This window comes from Thermosporothrix sp. COM3, assembly GCF_059696735.1.
Genome location: NZ_AP019376.1, coordinates 5,913,649 through 5,928,970 on the forward strand (window position 1 = coordinate 5,913,649; position 15,322 = coordinate 5,928,970).

The following is a 15,322-nucleotide window of genomic DNA, read 5'->3' on the forward strand; positions in this document are numbered from 1 at the left end:
TATAAGCGGAACTCTCTCTTCATGGTAGCATTGTACAGCATCCTAAGTAAAGGTTTCTGGCGGCTTTATCCCGAGAAAAGCGGTGGCCCTGACAGGAGCCACCGCAGCACGCTTGTTCTAGGGTAGAAAAACGAGATCCCCATCATCATCATAGGGGCCCAGACAGCCCGATTCTTCATCCTCTTCGTCGGGCTCGCTAGAGAAGAATGGTATGCGGGGAACAAGCTGTTTGTGCGATGGACGCATCATCAGTAGAACTGGCATGGGCTTTTGCTCCTTGTCCTTACCCGGGCAAGACCACTACAGAGTGTGCTGTGACGGCTGTATGCATTCAAAACATATACTGGTAGAATGACGCTGTGCGCTCATTTTTGAGGATAGAGCCGCACGGCCGCATATGTTCTCTCTATGTATAGAGACTTTCAGTTCCTGCGTTTTTTAAGTGCTTAAACTGGTTCCAGGAAAAAAGTAGGGCTCTACAACGAGCGTGGACTGTGTTATAATCATCCATGAACAATCGTTCTTAAAGACAACAATATTGCCGGGGAAGAGAAACAATGCCTATACGTCAACTTGCGCCAGATGTTGCGGCGAAGATTGCGGCTGGTGAAGTGGTAGAGCGGCCCGCCTCCGTTGTGAAAGAACTGATCGAGAACAGTATAGATGCCGGCTCAACTCAGATACGCGTTGATCTGATGCATGGGGGACTGCAACTTATTCGAGTGACGGATAACGGGTGTGGCATTACGGCTGATGAATTGCCGCTGGCTTTATCGCGCCATGCAACCAGTAAAGTCGCCTCTATCGATGATCTAGAAAATATTCGCTCACTTGGTTTCAGGGGGGAAGCCCTTGCCAGTATCGCAGCGGTAGCTGATGTCTCGCTTCAGAGCCGCCCGCGTGATGCTGAACATGGTGCGCAGATCCAGGCTCAGAATGGCCGTATTTCGGAGGTGACACCCGCTGCTGTTGCGGTAGGGACCACTATCACGGTACGAAATCTGTTCAGCGCTGTGCCTGCTCGCCTGAAGTTCCTCAAAAGTCGAAACACCGAGGTCAGTCACTGCCTGCATTTGCTGGAACAGTATGCGCTTGCCTATCCCGAGATTCGCTTTATGGTTTTTAGCGAGAATCGGCAGGTTTTTGCGACACCTGGAGATGGTAAGCTCTTCAGCGTACTGGTTGAGGTGTATGGGCTGCAAATCGCGCAACAGATGGTGCCCGTCGACGGCGATGACGAACATGATGACGATACTGATTACCCGCTGGTACAGGGCTATACCAGTCGTCCTTCTTGTTATAAAAGTACCCGGCAACATATCTCTTTCTTTGTCAATCGGCGTTGGGTGATGAGTCGGGTGTTGACGGCAGCGGTCGAGAACGCCTATCACTCGCTTTTGCTGGCGGGACGGCATCCGCTGGCTGTGATTAATATTCAGATTGACCCGGCTTTGCTGGATGTGAATGTGCATCCCGCGAAAACCGAGATTCGCTTTCTCAAAGAACGCCGTGTATATGCCTCAATTTTACGGGCGGTACGCAAGGCTCTGCTGGCAGATCCACAACTCCCACAGTGGCAGCCGAAAAGCGCTCCTGAGCCACCAAAGGCCCGGGAAAAGGAATTGCCGGTAGAAGAAGAGGAACCAACCACAGAACAGCCACTTCCCACGCAGAAGGAAGAGACTACATTCCCGGCTGATAGTCCCTGGATTACGTTTACCGAGGAGGAGACGGGAACGAAGCCGCCGCTGCTCTCGCGTCTCTGGCAGGGCCATGTCCGTGTGACTCCACAGGAAAAGCCCGTCAAGCCGACACCGGTTGAGGAGCCGAAGCCGCCCGAACCGACAGCAAGCCGGACCGCCGCGCACGCACCTTCTCGGATGCCGCCCACGCTCGGGATCACTTTGCCTGAAGAGATAACGTCGGTACCGTCTCAGGAAGAGCTCCCTCCTGTTGTTTCGCCTCCGCCGGTCGAGGTCGCTCCTGTTCCCGTGCCCGCTGAACCGATAGCGCAGCCCGCCGAGCCGGTAGTGCGGCCTGTGGAGACGGCGCTTGTGCCGGAACGCCCGGTCCATTTTCCAAAACTTCGGGTCATCGGCCAGCTTGCGCAGAGCTATATTGTGACCGAAGGGCCCGACGGCATGTATTTGATCGATCAGCATGCAGCACACGAGCGCATCTTGCTGGAACGCATGGTCGCGAACTGGAAGGCGCGTACTCCCCTATCGCAGCTCCTGCTGACTCCAATTGAAATCACGCTTGCTCCAACAGAGCTTGAAGCCCTTGAGGAACATCGCGCTCAACTGGAACATATCGGCTTCGCGTTGGCGATTGAGGATGGTAAGACGGTCTCGATCAGTGCGGTTCCTGATGTGCTGGTCAAGCGTTTGAATAAGGCCTCCTTACAAGAACTCCTGGTGGAGTTGACGGCAGAAGAGAATCTGGGTCATACTGAGACCTGGGAAGAACAGGCGCTGGCAAATGTCGCTTGCAAAGCTGCGATCAAGCAGAACTACTTTTTGACCGTTGCCGAGATGCGGGAGATGATCGAGCAGTTACAGCAGACGAAAGCGCCGTTCAGTTGTTGTCATGGGCGGCCAACGATGATTAACTTTGGCTTATCTGCCCTTGCACACGAGTTTGAGCGTCGGTAGATGTGAGTATTGTATGCTAGCTGCTATTGTGCCGTCTGCTGCACGGTGGACTATTGAGCAACCACTGTTAACCTATCAGGTGCCTGTGGAGTTGGAGGCTGCATTACAACCCGGCCAACTGGTTGCCGCACCATATGGGGAACGTCTGGTTGAGGGGATTGTCTGGGAATTGCTGGACGATTCGGAAGGGCCTGTTCTCGATGATGAAGATGAGCCGGAGGGCGTCCGTGCTTTTGAACTGCGCCCGATCCATTCGCTGCTTGATCCAGAACCGGTACTGCTTCCCCATCAACGTGCGTTAGCGGAATGGATCGCCGAGTATTATGTCACGCCTCTGGCGCTGGTTGCCTGGATGATGCTCTCTCCCGGGCTGGTGCGGCGCTCACAATTTGTGCTGCGCCTCTCCAATGATCTGGAGCCGGGTGAGACAACAGATCAGGCCTCCTTACGGCTGCGAGCGCTGCTCGGGCTCTTACAGGAGGAGGGAGCCATTGAGGAGAAGCGCTTAACGAAACTGCTTGGCCCGACGCAGGCGCAGAAGCTGATCCGCGAGATCCGCGAGAATCCGTTTATTGTGCGTGAGCCCAGCCTTTCCGGGCCAAAAGTAAAACCCCGTATGAAGCGGGTTGTGACGCTGATCGCGCGCGGTGAGCAATTGCTTGAGTGGCGTGAGGAGCGTGAGGCAAAAGTAAGACAGGCGCTTCAGCAGCCAGCCTCCTCGCTCGCTCCGGCTGGCGTCAGCCCGTGGAGCAAGACCGGCATCGCTGCGGGTGAGGCACTGCCAAAACTGGACGCGAACACAGTGGCAGCGCAGCGACAGCTTGCCGCGCTGGATCTGCTGCAACAGAGCATCAATCGCAATAATCCCTGGACGCCGTACACCCTCTGTCAGGCAACCGGTCTCACTGCCGGGCAGTTGCGCAGTATGGAGAAAGAGGGCATCGTCAAAATCGAGAAAATCGCGATTCGGCGTGATCCTCTGCTTGGACAGGTGATCCCACCCTCGTCGCCGCTGCAACTGACCGACGAGCAACAGGCAGCATTGAACCGGATCCTCGCTGCTGCGGCCCGTGGCGAGGAGGGTGAGGTGCCCACGCCAATTCTGCTACATGGTATTACGGGAAGCGGAAAAACGGAGATCTATTTGCAGGCGCTAGCCAGCCTTGTCGCACGGGGAAAGCGCGGCATTGTGCTTGTTCCTGAAATTGCTCTGACCACGCAAGCAGTGCAACGGGTGGCGGCTCGTTTCCCCGGTCGAATCGCAATTATGCATAGTGAGCTGAGCACGGGTGAACGCCATGAGGAATGGCAGCGTATTCGGTCTGGCGCTGTCGATATAGTGATCGGCTCCCGGTCAGCGCTCTTTGCCCCTGTTCCCGATCTGGGGATTATCATTATCGACGAGGAGCACGAGGCCGCCTACAAACAGAGCAGCACCAAACCGACCTATCATGCACGTGAAGCTGCACTCCGGCTTGGCGAGATCCTCCATATTCCAGTGGTGCTTGGCAGTGCCACGCCTTCAGTCGAGTCGTTTTATCGTGCTGAGCAGGGCGTTTATGAACTGGTTTCGCTCAAGGGACGTATCGGGGCGACGCTCCCCCCGGTTGAGATTGTTGACTTGCGTAATGAGCTGCGAGCGGGCCATACCAGTATTATCAGCCGTCGCTTGCAGGAGGAGCTTCGCACGGTACTGGAACGCAAGCAGCAGGCCATTCTCTTTCTCAATCGTCGTGGCGCGGCCAGCTTTGTGCTCTGTCGCGATTGCGGCTATGTGGCGCTCTGTAATCGCTGCGATATTCCCCTGACATACCATGCAACCGAGCAGATTCTGCTCTGCCATTATTGCGGGCTACAGATGAACATGCTGCATTTCTGCCCTTCCTGTCATAGCGCGGGGATTCGCTATTTTGGCCTGGGAACAGAGAAGGTCCAGGAGACCATTCAGCGACTGTTCCCCGAGGCGCGCCTGTTGCGCTGGGATCGTGATACAGCGCGTAACAGGCATGCTCATGCAGAGCTGCTGGAGCGCTTTGCCCGCCGTGATGCCGACATTCTCATTGGAACGCAGATGATCGCGAAAGGGCTTGATCTGCCTGGTGTTACGCTGGTCGGAGTGGTCTCAGCTGATATCGCTCTCAATGTTCCCGACTATTCGGCATCCGAACGGGCGTTCACGCTGCTCACCCAGGTTGCCGGACGCGCTGGACGAGGATCAGAGCCCGGCACCGTCATTATTCAGACTTTTAATCCTCAACATTTCTGTATTGAGACCGCTTCACGCCATGATTATCATGAGTTTTATGCCGCGGAGATAGAGGTACGACGTCGTTTTGCCTATCCTCCCTTTCGCCAGTTCGCGAAGTTTACGTATGCTCATCGGAAGCGGTCCCGCTGTCAGCATGAGGCGCTGCGCTTGCAGGCGCAGATAACCGAGTGGATCAGACTACTAAACATGAATGACACCGATATCGTGGGCCCGGCTCCTGCCTTCCCCGAGCGCGTCAAGGAGAAATATCGCTGGCAGATGTTATTACGCGGTCCTGATCTGCATCGGCTGTTGCGTGTGATTGATGCGCCAGATTGGGAGATTGACATTGACCCGCTAAGTGCCATGTAAGCAGAAGCCTCCGTGGGCATGCATGCGTTCCTCTGCACTGATGTGGTAGAACTATATTGTTCTGTGTCTCACTTATTTGCCTTTGTATGCATGTTCCGGGAGGACTATGGCTTTTGTGTTAGCTCTGGCCGCTGCCCTCGGTTGGGGAACGGCTGATTTCTTTGTGCGCTTTGCTGCCGGGCGCATTGGCTCATATCGAACGCTCTTTTACATGCAGTTTTTTGGTCTGGCAGCGTTAGGACTCTATCTTCTGGTTACGGGACAGCTTTTCTATCTGCTGACCCATGAAGCCTGGGTGATCTGGGGGCTGGCTCTGGGAGCGGCTGCGTTGAATACCGTTAGCTCTCTGGCCTTATATCGCGCATTCGAGGTCGGGGTCACGATGATTGTTTCGCCGATCTCTGCGGGCTATGCGGCGGTAACGGCGGCGCTCTCGCTTTTCTATGGGGAGCATGTCAGCTCGTTTGGTCTCTTTGGGATGCTGGCTGTGTTGCTTGGCGTCATTATGGTTGCGACGACGTTCGGTTCAGCTCATGCAGCCCCGGTTCGCCGGGGATTGCTTCCACCGGGCGTGCTGCTGGCGATTCTGGCTTCGCTTGGCTATGGGGTTGCGTTCTGGGTTCTGGGCTTTTTTGTAACGCCCCATCTTGGCTCGGTTGCGTCTACTGCCCTCTTTCGTTTGATAACTCCCTGTTTGCTCGCTGGCTATTCGTTGGTAGGGAAGGCATCGTTGCGTATGCCACGAGGTGGTGTCTGGTGGTTGCTGGCGGCCATCGGCGTTTTTGATACGGTTGCCTATATTGGCTTTAATCTGGGAGTCTCATTGGCAGGGGCACAGGTTTCTGTTGTCAGCGTGCTGGCCTCGCTCTATTCGGCGGTCACGGTCTTACTGGCGGCGATCTTTGTGCGTGAGCGCTTACAGTGGAATCAGTGGATAGGGATCGGGATTATTTTAAGCGGAATCGTGCTGGTCAACGTATCCTAGCTGATATGCCCTTGTGAATCGTGATAGCTCAAGCCTATACTGTTCGTGAAGAAGACTATTTCAGATACAGGAGGAGCCGTAATGGGAAGAGTTGTTGTCTTGGGAAGCTTGATAGTTGATCTGATGGCACAAGCTCCCCGTCTGCCTCGACCTGGTGAAGCGGTGATCGGCGAGTCATTTCACTCACTGCTTGGAGGTAAAGGGATCAATCAGGCGATTGCGGCGGCGCGTCTGGGGGCTCAGGTGACGCTGATCGGGCGTGTGGGGCAAGATGCCTATGGAGATGCTTTCTTCGACACGCTGCAACAAGAAGGGGTGCTTTCCTCGTTTGTTTCGCGTGATGCGAAGGCCGGGACAGGGGTTTCGCTGGTCATTATTGCGACCGAGAATGGCCAGAATATGATTGTTGTGAACCCGAACGCCAATATGCAGGTTCCGGTGGCCGATGTTGAACAGGCGTTGCGTGGGGTGCAACAGGAACGTGAGCGCGAGGCTCCAGCAGATGAGCAGGCCGGGCGTTCTCATAAGGCAGTTTTCCTCTGTCAGTGCGAGACCAATCGCGAGACCTATACTACCGGGCTACGGCTTGCCCGGGAACTTGGGATGACTACCATTCTGAACGCGGCTCCTGTTTCACAGCTTGCTGATACGGAACTGTTTCGCTCGGCTGATATTCTGGTGGTAAATGAGATTGAAGCGGCAACATATGCCAATTCGTCGGTAACTTCGCTTGAGACAGCGCGTCAGGCTGCCGAACGCCTGCTCCACTATGGGCCGCAGCATGTGATTATTACGCTTGGCTCACAGGGCTGCCTGTGGAGCGCCCGGGAGTCCTCGGGCGCCGTTGAGCACCAGGCGCTCCCGCCCTTTGCGGTACAGGCGGTTGACTCGACGGGCGCGGGGGATGCGTTCTGTGGGGTGCTGGCAGCCTTACTTGCGGACAATATCCCGATGCTGGACGCCTTACGACAAGCGAGCGCTGCGGGAGCCCTGACAACGACAAAGCGAGGCGCAATTGCAGCTCTGCCCACCTTACAGCAGATTCAGGAGCTGATTCCCTGAGGTTGTTGTGCAAAAGAAAGAGAGAACGAGAATGATGCTGGATATGGTAGTGACGCCCCCCGCGATCCTCCAGAGCATAGAGGCGGAAACGTTGGCGCTTGGCTTTACCCGTTCGTGTAAGTATCAAACCGGCTCTCTTTTGCGGATGTTGGCGGCCACGAAGCCCGGTGGAATGCTGCTTGAACTGGGAACCGGGACAGGATGTGGCTCTGCCTGGCTTCTTGAGGGGATGAACCGGACAGCGCGTCTGATCTCGGTGGAGCAGGAAGAGCGGTATAGTCTGGTTGCGCAGCGCTTACTTGGCACTGACAGACGAGCAACGTTTCTGGTGCAGGACGCGGCTGACTTTCTGCGTGTGCAAAAGCCTGCCTCGTTTGACCTGATCTTTGCGGATACAACCGCTGGTAAGTTTATGTTGTTGGCGGAGACGCTGGCGCTGTTAAAGCCCGGCGGGCTCTATGTGATCGACGATCTCACGCCGCAAGAGGATTGGGAGCGAGATATGCCGGGGCATACGGAGCGTGTGGAGGCGCTTGTTGAGACTCTGGAGCGTCGTGCTGATCTCTTGCTCACCCGGATGAACTGGTCAAGTGGGCTGATTGTGGCGGCAAGGCCTGGGTAAAACAGGGCAAGGAGGAGCTGTGTTATTGCTCCTCAGCCCGCCGCTTTTCAAGCCAGCGCTTGATACTGGCCTCTCTGCCCTGTTGTCCCGGCTCATAGTAGCGGCGATTTTTCAGGTTGTCGGGTAGGTACTCCTGAAGGCGAAGCGCAGGAGGCCGTTCCGGATCATCAATCTGCATCTCTTTATAGTAATCGTGGGCGTAGCGGTAATCCTTGCCGTAATCCAGCTCTTTCATTAACTGCGTGGGGGCATTCCGAAGCTGTAAGGGCACTGGATCATTGCGGGTCTTCTGTACGTCATCCTGAACTCGCTTATAGGCTTCGTAGAGCGCGTTACTTTTCGGCGCGGTTGCCAGATGGACAACGGCCTGAGCCAGCGCCAGATTGCCTTCAGGTAAGCCGACAAAATGCACCGCCTGCTGAGCCGCGACACAGACCAGGAGTGCCTGAGGGTCGGCCATGCCCACATCTTCCGAGGCAAAGCGAATCAGCCGCCGCACGATGTAGAGGGGATCTTCACCGGCTTCGAGCATACGCCCGAGCCAGTAGAGCCCAGCATCAGGGTCGGAGCCACGCAGCGCCTTATGCAGCGCCGAGATCATATCATAGTGCTGATCGCCGCTTTTGTCGTAGTGGAGTGCTCGATGCTGCATCACCTCTTCGATAATGGGCAAGGTGACATTGATCTCATCGGCCTGCTGTCCCCTGCTGACCTGGACCGCCATTTCCAGCACATTCAGCGCTGTTCGTGCATCACCATTGGCATAGAGTGCGATCTGCTGAAGGGCCTGCTCCTCAATGGTGATAGGAAGCGTACCAAAGCCCCGCTCTTTATCCTGTAGTGCCCGCCTGAGAATGGTTGCAATCTGTTCCTCGCTCAACCCCTTGAGCACAAAGACGCGTGAGCGTGAGAGTAAGGCGCTATTGACCTCAAAACTCGGGTTCTCGGTTGTCGCACCGATCAGAGTAAACACGCCGTTCTCAACGTGAGGAAGCACTGCATCCTGCTGTGCCTTGTTAAAGCGATGAATCTCATCAATGAATAGAATGGTGCGTTTTCCTAACGAGCGGCTCTGCCTGGCGGCCTCAACAACCTTGCGTAGATCAGCAACTCCTGCTGACACCGCACTCAGGCGCACAAAACGGGAATGCGTATGATTGGCGATTACCTCGGCCAGCGTGGTTTTTCCGCTGCCAGGCGGTCCCCAGAAGATCATTGAGGTGATACGGTCGTTCTCGATGCTACGGCGTAGAACCTTGCCGGGTGCAAGGAGATGTTCCTGTCCGACGACCTCATCCAGCGAGCGGGGACGCATACGCGAGGCCAGTGGCTCGCCGACGGGCGCTCCCTTCTGCGGCTGTGCTGGTTCCTTTGATGGTTCTGTTCCGAAAAGCGATTCCTGATGCATGATAACATTTTCCCTGGAACTGGTTTCTGTAACAGTGCGATATGTGTTCTCAAAGAGTATCACAGTCGGGCTGGAAACGGTAGCCCTTCGTGTCTCAGTGATAGAGAAAAAATCCCGCAATTCCAGCCAGGGCGAGCAAGATCACCACATGAAATTTCTGGGTGAGACCAAGCGCAAAGACGCAGAGCGCAATCGCCCACTCACGCCACCCCGCGCCGGGCTGCTGAATCAGGTTCCAGCCCGAAGCCAATGAGATGCCAACGATTGCCAGCGTAATACCCTTCATCATGCCCTGAACCCAACGCTGGCGTTCGATCCGGTCATAGATCGCGGAAATAACCAGCACAAACAGAGGGGGAAGGATGATAGCGATAAAGGCCAGAGCCGCGCCCGGGATGCCATAAGTCAGATAGCCAAGCGCGATCACCCAAAGGCCACTGGGGCCGGGGCTTAGCTCAGAGATCGCGATAGCGCGCCCAAAATCGGCGTGCTGTGCCCACTTGAGCCCGAGTAGATCCTGCTGGAGCATAGGCAGATTCGCCAGTCCCCCGCTGGAAAAAAGTGAAGCTCTCAGAAAAATCAGGAAGTAGAGAAGCGGGTTAATCATAGCGGGTTACTCCATTTCTTTCTGACTCTCATCACGCGCTTGCTGTTCTTCCTTTGCCTCTTTGCTGGTACGCGGGGTAAACAGCACGATTCCAAGCAGGGCAGCCCCGAGGAAGACAATCATGACGGAGAGGTGAAAAAAGGCTACGGCGATCATACAGAGAGCAATCAAGAGGATGCTCAGGATCATTTGCCTGATGCCCTCTTTGCTGGCCTGTTGTAGTGGGAGTTTGGCAAAGCGCAGACCGATCATCAGCATCATGCCACCGGTTGCGGGAACGAGTCCGCTTTGAATGGAGCGCATCGCAGGAAGATGCTCAATGCTGGCATAGCCGATAGCAAGAAGACAGGTGATGAGTGCGCTTGGAAACAGCATGCCGATCAAGGAAACGACAATGCCGCCCAGGCCTCCCAGTTTGCGCCCGATTAAAATAGTGAGGGCGATCAGGTTGATGCCCGGGACGGTGACGCACATACCCCAGAAGCGCAGGAACTCATCCATTGTCATCCATTGATACTTTTCAATAAAGGTGCGTTGAACAAGCAGTTGGGTGGAAGCGCCGCCGCCAAAGGACTGTAACCCGATGAGTCCCCAGATCCATAACAGTTGCCATAATGTTGGTTTCGTTGTCGGTGATATGCGCGTACGCGGCTCCAGTGTCCGCATCTTCAGCTATGCTCCTTTCATGGGGTACTTTGGATAACGCGTGTCAAAAAAAGAGCAAGGACAGCCAGCAAAGGCCGCCCTTGCACGCGTTTTTCAGCCTTGTTTATGAGCGCTGTTCCAGTGGCACAAAATGCAGATCCATTGGGCCAGTATACTCGGCTTCAGGTCGGATCAAGCGATTGTTGCTCACCTGCTCAAGAATATGCGCCGTCCAGCCTGCGACCCGGCTCACCGCGAACGTCGGTGTAAACATATCGCCACTCAAGCCAACGGAGGCCATCAGTGCCGCAGAATAATACTCAACGTTGGTGTAGAGTTTACGCCCGGGCTTGAGCTCTTGTAGAATGGCAAGGGCAAGCTCTTCAACCGTGCGGGCCATCTTGAAGCTATCGGGATCGGCCACCCTGGCCATTTCGCGCAGCTCTTCGGCCCTGGGATCGGTTGTCTTATAGACACGGTGCCCGAAGCCCATCAGCTTCTTGCCGCTGGTAATGGCGTTGCGGATCCAGGATTCCGCGTTCTCTACTGAGCCGATCTCGCGGAGCATATCCTGCACCAGCGCGGGAGCACCGCCGTGGAGAGGCCCTTTCAGCGCTCCAATCGCCGCAACCACTGCCGAAGCAATATCTGATTCGGTACTGGCGACAATGCGGCCCGTGAAGGTAGAGGCATTCATACCGTGATCTGCCAGCAGGACAAGATACGAGTTCAGCCCTCTGACATGCTCTTCCGACGGAATCTGCCCGGTGAGCATATAGAGATAGTTTGCCGCATGCCCAAGCTCTGCCAGAGGCGTAAGCGGCTTCTTTCCTTTGCGCAGGCGCTCAAATGTCGCCAGAAAGACCGGAAAACGTGCGGTCAGGGCGATTGCCTGATCAATCGTCGGTGTCCCTTGAATCGCCACTGCTCCCCAGGCTGAAACCGCTGTACGGAGCGCATCCATTGGTGCTGTTGCGGCAGGGAGTGCCTCCAGGATAGTCATTACTTCTTCGGGAATGGTTCGTTCTGCTGCGAACTGTTCCTTGAGCTGCTTTAATTCCTGAGCGTTGGGAAGTCTGCCGAACCATAAGAGATAGGCAACCTCTTCATAGGTTGTGCTTCGTGCAAGGTCATGAATATTATAGCCGCGATAAATCAGGCGGCCGGTCTGGCCTTCTACTTTGCTGATCCCGGTTGTCGCTGCAACGATTCCCTCCAATCCCCCTTTTGCTGACTGTGCTGTGCTGCCTGGTTGTGGAGAATTGTGTTCAGACATCGACGGTGACATACTCTGCTCCTTTGCTTTTATACTGGCCGTCAACTGTTTGTCTGGCGGCTTGTTCCCGGGGAGAAATGTGTTCCAAAGGAAAAAGAAGATCCTGCTTTCGCAACCGACAGGTCTGACCTGCTTTTCGGAAACACGATGTGCAGGTATCGCACATGTAAAGTTGTATCACTCACTGCTTTCTGATGTCAACAAAGCTTGATTCAGCTTGATTTTACTCGGTTTTCCTTGACACCAGGTGACGTTGCTCCCCCTGATGATCTGGCTTGTGTAGTGCAATTGACAAAAGGGAGAGGCCCTACTATTTTTGAAAAAAGAGCACGGCTTCTCTCCGCTGATCTGTTTCTAGTATAAAGCACGACTCTGTTTTCAGTATGGAAACGTAGGTCTCATGGTAGAAACACTCGCTTTCATGGAGTATGCAACCCGCGTTCCTGCTCAAGCGTCTATGGAAGAGGGAAGACCAGCTTATGGCAGCGTCTGCTGAAGGCTGAACGCAATAGACCGGAGAACCTATGTAGACAGACATAGCTTGTCTTGCTGGCATTGAACTTCTGGCGTTCTGCGTAACCTGAAAGGATGCTCTCAGGTCTGCGTGTGCTCGGTGTTCAACTCCCGACACTGTACATCTATGTGAGCTGCGTCCTCCTGAAGAGTCATAAGCGGGGAATCAAACGTCAGCGCCTCTATAAATGGAGGTAGAGGCATTACCAGAAAGCGGCAGAAGGCCCCTGGAGCCTGTGCCCTCGGAGCGAAGCACGTGAACATAGTTTAACAGGAGATCTCACCTGTGCTCTGCTTCTTTTCATGAACTGGTCCCGCCAGGTAGCCGGGAATTGACGAGCGTCCCTTGTCAAACACTTCGGGACAGCGTGCCACGATGGGTCGTCATGCTGCGGCGGCTTACACGCCTGCTGAAAGAAGAAGCTGTGAGAAGTGTCAATGCAGATTTGCCCGGGCAAGCAGGAACAGATATACCTTCCACAGGCAACCGATTGGGTTTCGGATGTGTAACAGGCAAAAAGAAAAGGGCCATTGTAGGCCCTTTGTCTCTTTGTGGGTCAAGCCCTAGAACTGAAATGTTACCTCTTGCTCCTGCGCTCGTTCTGCCTCTGGTTTGCTGTAATGGTCAAGTAACTCTTTCCAGGTCTGTTCTCCCCCGATATGGTAGATGCTGGCTCCGGCGATTCCGGTTGGAGGTGGGGCATCTCCTGCGAACAGGATCGTTACCGCATGGCCGCGCCTGCGCATCCGGGCAAGCTGATCGACAACGCGATCATTCAGAGTGCTGGTAATGAGCACGACCGAGGTTCCAGAAGCCATCTGTGCTTGTTCGGCCTGAAGCACCTCTTCAATCTCTGATCCGAAGAAGCCTTGAATGCGCGCCAGAACTTCCATTACCCGCTTACGCTGATCCTCGCTGCTGGAAGGAGGCAGGCGAATGCGACGCTTTTTCAGTTCTTGTGCCAGACGAGCTTCAAGGTTGGCAGTATGTTGTGCACTCTCTTGTTCGTCGGGCAGAAACATCATAGTATTGGCATAGAGCCCGACCGCATAGCCGTTATCGAGACCCCAGGCAGCTACGGAGGCCGCAGCACAGATAGAGAGCTCTTGTAGCTCCGGGTGAATAGCATAATAGGCGTCCGGGCGGGTGTCGATGTTCAGGAAGATCGCCAGCGTATAGGTTGTGGTCGCGTCATAGATTTTGCTTTGCAGTTGTAGCGAGCGAGCCGTTGCTTTCCAGTGAACGCGACGCATGCTGTCCCCATAACGATATTCGCGCACGCCAATAATACGCGAAGGATCTTCAAGTAAGCGGCGTGGTGCACGACGATCACCGAACGGGTGGCGTGCTGGCAGGCCGAAGCGGGTTACAGGAACGACCAGCGGATAGACAAGGACATGTTGCTGATTGTTCAGTTCCTGTTCCTGGCTGAGGAAGCCGAAGGCATCGCCACTGCGGAGCTGCGTTGGCCCGAAGGTATGAACGCCACGTTGCAGGCACTTGAGCGTATATTGGCGGGTGATTCGCTCATACCAGCCCGGACTGAACAGGCTCTCCAGGCGTCCTACATTGCTCAAGGGGGCGCTGCGCACTTCTTGTTCCTCAATGGGGAGACTGCGAGGTACCGTGTCGGTCACTTCCAGCCAGGGCAGGGGAAGAATCTTGGCATTCTCAACCGTGACGGACATTTTGACCTCTTCGCCAAAGAGAACGCGCTGCTGGTCAAAGCTTCGATGGTAGCTCAAATCTGTCAGGCAGTAGCGGGACCAGATATCGGTTGTCCCGATTACCAGCAAAAGGAGAATGCCCACCACAACCAGGAGTGGCTGGTGAATAAGGATGCCCAGAATGATCAGGGCGATACTCACCAGATACCAGATTGCGTCCGTTATGCTTTTCCCCTGCCCGAGTCCGCGGGGCCCCTGTGATTTACTGCCCATCATTATGATTCCACCGGTACTGCAACGCGCTGAAGGATCTCGTCTACAATTTGTTCCATACCTTGTCCGTGTAGGCGTGTCTGGCTGGTTGCAATCATGCGATGGGAAAGCACTGGGATCGCGACACGTTTCACGTCATCAGGGATCACATAGTTTCTGCCCTGTACGGCTGCATAGGCCTGACTGGCTCGATACAGTGCGAGCGTTCCACGCGGACTCACGCCCAGTTCAATACTGTTGTGGGAACGGGTTGCGGTTACCAGATCAACAATATAGTTTTCCACGCCCGGCTCGACATGAATCTTACGGATAACCGTTTGCAGGTGTTGCAATGAATCAGCGCTCAAGACAGGTTGCAGGTCGGTCAGTGGCTGCTGTTCCTTAAAGCGTTGCAGAATCTGGCGCTCTTCGTCGCGGGTGGGATAGTTCAGGCGCAAGCGCATCAGGAAGCGGTCTAGCTGTGCCTCTGGCAGCGGAAAGGTGCCTTCCAGCTCAACCGGGTTTTGAGTGGCGATCACCATAAAGGGACGGGGCAGCGTAAGTGTTTCGCGCTCAACACTGACCTGACGCTCTTCCATTGCTTCCAGCAGTGCGGACTGCGTGCGTGGCGTTGCCCGGTTGATCTCATCTGCCAGCACGATCTGAGCCAGCAGTGGGCCGGGGCGGAACTCAAATTCCCCTTTTTTCTGATTATAGTAGGTGATTCCGGTAATATCTGACGGAAGCAGATCAGGCGTAAACTGGATGCGCTGAAACGAGCAACCGAGCGATTTCGCCAGAGATTTTGCCAGGGTTGTTTTGCCAATGCCTGGAACATCTTCAAAAAGGACGTGCCCTTCACAGAGCAGGGCTACCATCAAGAGGTCTATCACATCGGTTTTTCCGACAATAACCCGCCCGACATTGGTGCGCACCGCCTGCACTGCACTCTGAAGCTGGTGAATTGGGTCTGTTTGTGTCATTCTGTCCCCTTTGCTATATGGTAGAGA

Annotated in this window: 12 protein-coding genes; 5 read left to right on the top strand and 7 right to left on the bottom strand. The window is 55.1% G+C overall.

Translation table 11 applies throughout. The features are described from left to right. Positions 1–117 precede the first annotated feature (117 nt). Complete coding sequence (locus KTH_RS25385; RefSeq protein WP_497621644.1) at positions 118–264, bottom strand: hypothetical protein; 147 nt, start codon at positions 262–264, stop codon at positions 118–120. Between the two features lie 293 nt (positions 265–557). Here KTH_RS25385 and mutL point away from each other — a divergent pair, with 293 nt between their 5' ends. From mutL to KTH_RS25410, 5 genes are all read left to right on the top strand, one after another. Further along, on the top strand, positions 558–2,654 hold the full coding sequence (mutL, locus tag KTH_RS25390) for a DNA mismatch repair endonuclease MutL (RefSeq protein WP_497621646.1): 2,097 nt from the start codon (positions 558–560) through the stop codon (positions 2,652–2,654). Between the two features lie 13 nt (positions 2,655–2,667). Further along, the gene (gene priA / locus KTH_RS25395) at positions 2,668–5,274 is read left to right on the top strand and encodes a replication restart helicase PriA (protein ID WP_497621648.1); all 2,607 of its coding nucleotides are present in this window, start codon (positions 2,668–2,670) and stop codon (positions 5,272–5,274) included. A gap of 106 nt (positions 5,275–5,380) precedes the next feature. Beyond that, positions 5,381–6,259: an EamA family transporter gene (locus KTH_RS25400; RefSeq protein ID WP_111324887.1), complete on the top strand. Its 879-nt coding sequence runs from the start codon at positions 5,381–5,383 to the stop codon at positions 6,257–6,259. An 81-nt stretch (positions 6,260–6,340) separates the two neighbouring features. Further along, positions 6,341–7,321 (top strand): ribokinase, encoded by a 981-nt coding sequence (locus KTH_RS25405; RefSeq protein ID WP_111324886.1) that lies wholly within the window; start codon positions 6,341–6,343, stop codon positions 7,319–7,321. A 31-nt stretch (positions 7,322–7,352) separates the two neighbouring features. After that, on the top strand, positions 7,353–7,943 hold the full coding sequence (locus KTH_RS25410) for an O-methyltransferase (protein WP_211326313.1): 591 nt from the start codon (positions 7,353–7,355) through the stop codon (positions 7,941–7,943). Positions 7,944–7,965: 22 nt separating this feature from the next. On the opposite strand, the gene KTH_RS25415 is transcribed toward KTH_RS25410, so the two are convergent. The 6 genes from KTH_RS25415 to KTH_RS25440 form a co-directional block, all read right to left on the bottom strand. Further along, a complete protein-coding gene (locus KTH_RS25415; RefSeq protein ID WP_111324885.1) occupies positions 7,966–9,351 on the bottom strand; it encodes a replication-associated recombination protein A in 1,386 nt (461 codons plus the stop codon). Between the two features lie 94 nt (positions 9,352–9,445). Continuing rightward, positions 9,446–9,958, bottom strand: coding sequence for a chromate transporter (locus KTH_RS25420; RefSeq protein WP_111324884.1), 513 nt, complete (start codon positions 9,956–9,958; stop codon positions 9,446–9,448). A 6-nt stretch (positions 9,959–9,964) separates the two neighbouring features. Then, complete coding sequence (locus KTH_RS25425; protein ID WP_111324883.1) at positions 9,965–10,624, bottom strand: chromate transporter; 660 nt, start codon at positions 10,622–10,624, stop codon at positions 9,965–9,967. 103 nt (positions 10,625–10,727) lie between these two features. Further along, a complete protein-coding gene (locus KTH_RS25430; protein ID WP_111324882.1) occupies positions 10,728–11,879 on the bottom strand; it encodes a citrate synthase in 1,152 nt (383 codons plus the stop codon). 1,077 nt (positions 11,880–12,956) lie between these two features. Continuing rightward, positions 12,957–14,336, bottom strand: coding sequence for a DUF58 domain-containing protein (locus tag KTH_RS25435; protein ID WP_111324880.1), 1,380 nt, complete (start codon positions 14,334–14,336; stop codon positions 12,957–12,959). After that, complete coding sequence (locus KTH_RS25440; RefSeq protein ID WP_111324879.1) at positions 14,336–15,295, bottom strand: AAA family ATPase; 960 nt, start codon at positions 15,293–15,295, stop codon at positions 14,336–14,338. Before KTH_RS25440 ends, KTH_RS25435 begins: the two co-directional genes overlap by 1 nt. Positions 15,296–15,322: the final 27 nt, after the last annotated feature.

Excerpts from the sequence above, each read along its gene's own strand:
- mutL (WP_497621646.1), top strand. The coding sequence starts at position 558 with ATGCCTATACGTCAACTTGCGCCAGATGTTGCGGCGAAGATTGCGGCT.
- KTH_RS25405 (WP_111324886.1), top strand. The coding sequence starts at position 6,341 with ATGGGAAGAGTTGTTGTCTTGGGAAGCTTGATAGTTGATCTGATGGCA.
- KTH_RS25400 (WP_111324887.1), top strand. The coding sequence starts at position 5,381 with ATGGCTTTTGTGTTAGCTCTGGCCGCTGCCCTCGGTTGGGGAACGGCT.
- KTH_RS25425 (WP_111324883.1), bottom strand. The coding sequence starts at position 10,624 with ATGCGGACACTGGAGCCGCGTACGCGCATATCACCGACAACGAAACCA.
- KTH_RS25420 (WP_111324884.1), bottom strand. The coding sequence starts at position 9,958 with ATGATTAACCCGCTTCTCTACTTCCTGATTTTTCTGAGAGCTTCACTT.
- KTH_RS25385 (WP_497621644.1), bottom strand. The coding sequence starts at position 264 with ATGCCAGTTCTACTGATGATGCGTCCATCGCACAAACAGCTTGTTCCC.
- KTH_RS25410 (WP_211326313.1), top strand. The coding sequence starts at position 7,353 with ATGATGCTGGATATGGTAGTGACGCCCCCCGCGATCCTCCAGAGCATA.
- KTH_RS25430 (WP_111324882.1), bottom strand. The coding sequence starts at position 11,879 with ATGTCTGAACACAATTCTCCACAACCAGGCAGCACAGCACAGTCAGCA.
- KTH_RS25435 (WP_111324880.1), bottom strand. The coding sequence starts at position 14,336 with ATGATGGGCAGTAAATCACAGGGGCCCCGCGGACTCGGGCAGGGGAAA.
- KTH_RS25415 (WP_111324885.1), bottom strand. The coding sequence starts at position 9,351 with ATGCATCAGGAATCGCTTTTCGGAACAGAACCATCAAAGGAACCAGCA.
- KTH_RS25440 (WP_111324879.1), bottom strand. The coding sequence starts at position 15,295 with ATGACACAAACAGACCCAATTCACCAGCTTCAGAGTGCAGTGCAGGCG.
- priA (WP_497621648.1), top strand. The coding sequence starts at position 2,668 with ATGCTAGCTGCTATTGTGCCGTCTGCTGCACGGTGGACTATTGAGCAA.